This is a genomic window from Bacillus sp. JJ1474 (assembly GCF_036965225.1).
GTDB lineage: Bacteria > Bacillota > Bacilli > Bacillales > Cytobacillaceae > Cytobacillus.
Genome location: NZ_JBALPC010000111.1, coordinates 1 through 5,614, shown reverse-complemented (window position 1 = coordinate 5,614; position 5,614 = coordinate 1). Strand labels below are relative to the sequence as shown.

Genomic DNA, 5,614 nt, shown 5'->3' with positions numbered 1-5,614 from the left:
CTATTATATAACCTTATATCTGGCAGCGTAAAGTTGGGGGTTCTAGCCCAGCGCTTATGGAGTGGTCTATTTTAATTGTTCCATAAAAGCGGCTTCAATTTAACTAACCCATTTAAAATCTTCCGGCCGCTTATCAAATAAATCTTTTACCGTGTGAATTTGCCTAGCAATTTCCAAGAAAGCAGTTTTTTTCTTCCGGACTAATTCCACAATCCACCATTCCTACCCGATGAGGATGACTTACCATATTTTTCAACTACCCCATTATTTCTCTATTAAGTTGCGGGCGCGGCATTTGAAGGCTACGCCCGGACATTCGATTTTTTTATTACTTGTAGTTAAGCCGTGCCAATAGTGATACCCAACTCATTCAACCATTTGCGATAGGCAATCGACATTTGGTCACACCTCAAACTCAATTCCGCTTGCAGATCAAGCGGCAACTCTTCCGGCTTCTGCCCTTCCAGAATTTCTATGTCCTGACTCATTGTCAGATCTTGGAACTTTTCATACTCCTCATCTGGAACGTCGTGGGCAAAATTGCGGGAGATGACGCAGAACGCCTGCGCTTTATGCTTCTCCATTTGATTTACTGTAATCATAATCGAGATAATATCGCCTGTTACCGAATTGGTCTTACGCAAGCGTGCGGTAAACGGACGCAAGGCCTCTTTGACAATGTAGTTTTTCGCTTCTTTACCGCTTGCATCAGAATTGGGTTGCAGAATCAGCACATCTTCGGTGCAAGGCCAGCCTTTCTCCATGTGTACCTTATATTCTGGCACTTTCGGCTCAGACGGATCGCCTATCAATCCTCTATGGACGAACATCAAATGGGCAAAATCCATGAAGTTTTCGAGAATCCTTGGGGCCATCGCCTCGATAATATATGGACCGCTCTGCACCGTTCGGAATGCGGGATTATTAGACTCTTCAAACGGTGGCACTCCCACTATTGGCTCACCCATGTTCACCCAGACCAATCCATGCTTTACTTCACAATGAAATACTTTCGCCAGCGCCTTTAGTGGGATAGCTTTTTCCGGTTGTGCTGGAATGCAGACACAGTTTCCTTTTGAGTTGTATTGCCAGCCGTGGTATGGGCAAACCAGTCGGTCTTTCTCCACATACCCACCTTTGGAGAACATCGCCCCGCGATGGATACACAAATCCTTCCACGCATGTACCCCTTCACTGTTGCGGAAAATCACTACGCGCTCACCTAAAACTTTTATCCCTACTGGTTTGTCGGTCAATTGGGATTCACGCATCACCGCATACCACTCATTAATCAATACCGGATCAAACATTTTTTCTGCTGTCATCTTATACAACCTCCCTATTTTTCGAAAAGTTCACTGCATCACATGTGTTCATCTTGTTTTTGCATCTCTTTCTCTCCTTTTTGCTGCTCACCCCTTTCCAAGACACAATAAAAAGCCGTAGAATAAAAAGGATTAGTTTCCCTTTTCTCTTCTACGGCTTCATACTCCCCGTTAGACAGTTCGCACGCGACCGAATTTATCATCTAGATAAGACGGCCCGCAAATATCAGTGCACATATGTTGGCTATCGTATCCATTGCATGTATGCAATTATGGTAATGGATTCTCTCTGTAAACCGTTGTGACCGCCAACTCCATTTTGGGGTCGTAGTCCATCAGCACAGTAGAGATGTTCAAATCAACTTCGTTCTCCAACTGCTCTTTTAGTAAAATCTTGAACTCTGACACAATCGCATTGTCCATTTGTTTGACCAGCTCTGGATGGTTTTTGGTCAAGACCTCCAGCGTTGGCAAGCGCTTGTGTTCGCTAAAGTAAATAATTTTGTCTTGATAAATCTCAATTTTTTGTTTTCGTACTCCCAGACCAAAAATCTCCTGATTGACTTGGTTATACACCTTCATCAAATTGGTCCGCAGAACGCTGGTTTGAGAGCTTGACACTGCTTCCACGAACCCCCCTTGCTCTTTTCTTTAGTTAATAGTATAGCAATTCATTAACAATTGTCAATATAATTCTACTATTTTGATTTATCAATCAATTTAACCGAGGAAGGATGTTTTCCATGTCTATCAAACCAAATTCCTGGGCTTCTTAACAACAACTCACATCAAAAGTGGTTCGTTTTTTAAAGGAACAACGTATCGGAGCGTTGTTAAAGCAATCCAATTTTTACAAGGATTCCGTTTTTACCTGCATTGAATTGCTCAAGTTTATTTTTCTGTTGGTGTTTAGCAAGAAGAATCTCTATCAGACTTTACAAAAGGAAGATTCAACTGACCGTCCCGGAAAGGATACAGTTTATCGCTTCCTCAATTCCAGTCGCTACAATTGGCGAAAGTTCTTGCTAGTTCTTAGCTGTGGTTTGATTCAGACAAAGGTCGATCCATTAACAGAAAAAGATCGTGTCAAGGTCCTTATCTTTTATGATTCCCTATTTTCACGTGCTCGTAGCATACCAATAGAACTTTTAGCCAATGTGCATGATCATACGAAGAACAGGTATGTTCGTGGGTTTCGTATGCTTACCTTAGGCTGGTCAGACGGGAATACGTTTTTTCCGCTCTGCTTTTCCTTGCTCGGTTTCAATAAGAAAAGCAATCATTACGTTGAAATGAATGATAGTATTGACGAACTGCCGGATACCAGCGCAGAAAAGAGGCGATCAAGAAATCTTCGGAAACTTTGCAAGCTCTTCTAAAACAAGCCCTAAAACCGGATGCACAGGCTTCTTATGTCCTGTTTGACAGCTGGTTTAACTTCCTGGTGACCATCCTAAGAGTACTAGAGCAGGATGTGCAATGAGTAGGTTGGTTGATAATTATTATTTTTTTAGAGAAAGAATTAATTTATTCAATGCTACGTTAATTGGCGTTACAGGACGGTGGAGCAGTGTCTCAAGAACATTACTATCGACTCCTAAAAAACTATCACGAACACCAGCTTTTGTAGCTGTTAACATAGGATTCATTATTTCTGGTATATCTACATCTTTTAAATAGGCTGCCTAAATAAAGATACAGTCAGGAAAACACCGTTTACAACGATATTGATTACAAATAATAAAATCCAATCTCTCAGTGTTCACTAATGAGAAATTGGGATTTATTCACTTATCGAGCCCTGATTGTGTTAGATACTCTAATGCAATCTAAATGTTACCTATTATTGTTTATTCTCTTCATGATTTCTTTTATGAAAAGTATTATATACCTTCCCTATTTAGAGAAGGATTTTATATTTTGTTTCCCCCAATCGTACATCTTTAAAATGACAGGCATTAAACTTTGGCCTAATTCTGTTAATGAATATTCCACTCTTGGTGGAACTTCAGGGAATACTTTCCGATGAACAATACCATCTTCCTCTAATTCTCTAATCTGAGTTGTCAATACCTTGTGTGTGATTTTTGGAAATAGACGCTTAATTTCGCTGAATCGTAAGGTACCATCAGTTCCTAAATAGTAAATAATCGTTATTTTCCACTTGCCGCTAATAAGGGATAATGTCAATTCTTTTTCACAATTAAATTCTCCATTTTTTAATTTCTTCCTAACTTCTCTCCGTAAATCATCCATTAAGTAACCTCCTCTTCTCTGCAGTCTAAAAGTATCCTTTTAGTAACCTTCTCACAAAAAAGTGCGTTCTTCCATAAAAAAGGTTTATTTTTTAGAATAAATTTAAGATAGGGAATATTAAGATTTGGAATTTTAATAAATTAGGGTGGAACATCCTAAAAAACACTCTATCGAAATGATAACCTAAATCGTAAGCTAAGTAGAATGGAGGACGGAAGAATGGCAGGAAATAGAGCAGTAGTTTACAGGGGTGCTGGAAGTGTAGCCGTTGAAGATATTAGCTACCCAGATTTGATCCTAAGAGACGGACCGGGAGTAAATCCTTTAAATGTCGGCCGTAAGTGTGAACATGGGGTTATTCTTAAAGTTGTTACGACCAATATTTGTGGTAGTGATCAGCATATGGTTCGCGGTCGGACGACTGCTCCTTCGGGACTTGTTCTCGGTCATGAGATCACGGGTGAAGTCATTGAGGTAGGACGCGATGTTGAATTTATAAAAAAAGGAGATCTTGTATCTGTTCCATTTAATATTGCTTGTGGCCGTTGCCGTAGTTGTAAAGAACGCAACACTCACATTTGCGAGAACGTTAACCCTGATCGTCCCGGCTCCGCTTATGGTTATGTGGATATGGGCGGTTGGGTCGGAGGGCAATCCGAGTATGTAATGGTACCATATGCAGACTTTCAATTATTGAAATTTCCAGATAAAGAACAAGCCATGGAAAAAATTCTTGATTTAACGATGCTTTCCGATATCTTTCCAACTGGTTATCACGGTGCGGTAAGCGCTGGTGTGAAGCCTGGTTCTACCGTATATGTTGCTGGAGCCGGACCTGTTGGCTTGGCTGCTGCCCATTCTGCGCAACTTCTTGGCGCCTCTGTTGTTATCGTTGGTGACTTGAATAGCGAGCGGCTTGCCCAAGCTAGAAGCTTCGGCTGTGAAACGGTAAACCTAAAAGAATATCCAAATCTTGGAGAACAAATCGAACAAATTTTAGGCATTCCCGAAGTGGATTGCGCAATTGACTGCGTCGGTTTTGAAGCCCATGGACATGGTGCAGGAGCCGGTGAAGCTCCAGCAACTGTATTAAACTCGATTATGGATGTAACACGTGCCGGAGGAAGGCTTGGAATTCCAGGTCTGTATGTTACTGGTGATCCGGGGGCGATCGATGATGATGCGAAAATCGGTACATTGAAGGTCCGTTTGGGGCTCGGCTGGGCCAAAGCACATACCTTTGTGACGGGTCAAACACCGGTTATGAACTATCACCGTGACTTAATGATGGCTATCCTTAGCGGAAAAGCGCAAATCGCCAAAGCTGTAAATGCAACGCTGATCTCATTGGATCAAGCACCAGCAGCATATGCCGAATTTGATCAGGGTGCTTCCAAGAAATTTGTTATTGACCCCCACGGATTTTTTAAATAAATAAAGTCTGTCAGAAGCATTCTCTAAAACCAGTGAGTAAATTTTGAGACAAAAGGCATTTTTTAAGTAAAAAAAATGTATTTACTAATCCCTGTTATCTAATAAAAAAAATTAGGAGGTTCTTTAAGATGAGCAAAATCACATTAGAGCTAGCCAAAGAAATTATTGCAGGTGCTGAAGAAGAAGCAAAAAGAATTGGTGTTTCCATGGTTATCTCAGTAGTGGATGAGGGTGGAAATCTAATTGCTACTCACCGAATGGATGATGCTTGGTTAGCTAGCATCGAAATTGCCCAAAATAAGGCCTGGACGTCTGTTGCGTTAAAAATGCCTTCTGCAAACTTAGCCGATGCGACGGTTCCTGCAGCTGAGCTTTATGGTTTAAATACAACAAACAGTGGACGTCTTGTCGTTTTCGGCGGAGGAATCCCTCTATTCAATGATGGAAAAGTGGTTGGTGCTGTGGGTGTTAGCGGCAGTACCGTTCCCCATGATGTTCATGTTGCAGAGGCTGCTGTTAAAGTATTTAACAATAAGGTATCTCTATAATATTTTTTAGAATTAATTGGTGTTTTACTATTTTGTTGACAAACTGTGTTT

Annotated in this window: 6 protein-coding genes; 3 read left to right on the top strand and 3 right to left on the bottom strand. The window is 41.0% G+C overall.

The features are described 5' to 3' along the window. Positions 1-338: 338 nt before the first annotated feature. Together V7164_RS14860 and V7164_RS14855 are read right to left on the bottom strand one after the other, a co-directional pair. Positions 339-1,325 carry an aromatic ring-hydroxylating dioxygenase subunit alpha gene (locus V7164_RS14860; protein ID WP_335354475.1) on the bottom strand — a complete coding sequence of 329 codons (987 nt, stop codon included), beginning with the start codon at positions 1,323-1,325 and terminating at the stop codon, positions 339-341. A 270-nt stretch (positions 1,326-1,595) separates the two neighbouring features. Continuing rightward, on the bottom strand, positions 1,596-1,955 hold the full coding sequence (locus V7164_RS14855) for a Na-translocating system protein MpsC family protein (protein WP_335354474.1): 360 nt from the start codon (positions 1,953-1,955) through the stop codon (positions 1,596-1,598). 392 nt (positions 1,956-2,347) lie between these two features. Between V7164_RS14855 and V7164_RS14850 the strand changes: the two genes are divergently transcribed. Next, entirely contained in the window at positions 2,348-2,704 is a 357-nt protein-coding gene (locus V7164_RS14850; RefSeq protein WP_335354473.1) for a hypothetical protein, read from the top strand. A 517-nt stretch (positions 2,705-3,221) separates the two neighbouring features. On the opposite strand, the gene V7164_RS14845 is transcribed toward V7164_RS14850, so the two are convergent. After that, positions 3,222-3,581: a winged helix-turn-helix transcriptional regulator gene (locus tag V7164_RS14845; RefSeq protein ID WP_335348233.1), complete on the bottom strand. Its 360-nt coding sequence runs from the start codon at positions 3,579-3,581 to the stop codon at positions 3,222-3,224. A 219-nt stretch (positions 3,582-3,800) separates the two neighbouring features. Between V7164_RS14845 and fdhA the strand changes: the two genes are divergently transcribed. Continuing rightward, a complete protein-coding gene (fdhA, locus tag V7164_RS14840; RefSeq protein WP_335354472.1) occupies positions 3,801-5,015 on the top strand; it encodes a formaldehyde dehydrogenase, glutathione-independent in 1,215 nt (404 codons plus the stop codon). Positions 5,016-5,143: 128 nt separating this feature from the next. Continuing rightward, positions 5,144-5,563 carry a GlcG/HbpS family heme-binding protein gene (locus V7164_RS14835; protein ID WP_335354471.1) on the top strand — a complete coding sequence of 140 codons (420 nt, stop codon included), beginning with the start codon at positions 5,144-5,146 and terminating at the stop codon, positions 5,561-5,563. Positions 5,564-5,614: the final 51 nt, after the last annotated feature.

Coding starts and splice junctions, on each gene's coding strand:
- V7164_RS14860 (WP_335354475.1), bottom strand. CDS start 1,325: ATGACAGCAGAAAAAATGTTTGATCCGGTATTGATTAATGAGTGGTAT.
- V7164_RS14845 (WP_335348233.1), bottom strand. CDS start 3,581: ATGGATGATTTACGGAGAGAAGTTAGGAAGAAATTAAAAAATGGAGAA.
- fdhA (WP_335354472.1), top strand. CDS start 3,801: ATGGCAGGAAATAGAGCAGTAGTTTACAGGGGTGCTGGAAGTGTAGCC.
- V7164_RS14835 (WP_335354471.1), top strand. CDS start 5,144: ATGAGCAAAATCACATTAGAGCTAGCCAAAGAAATTATTGCAGGTGCT.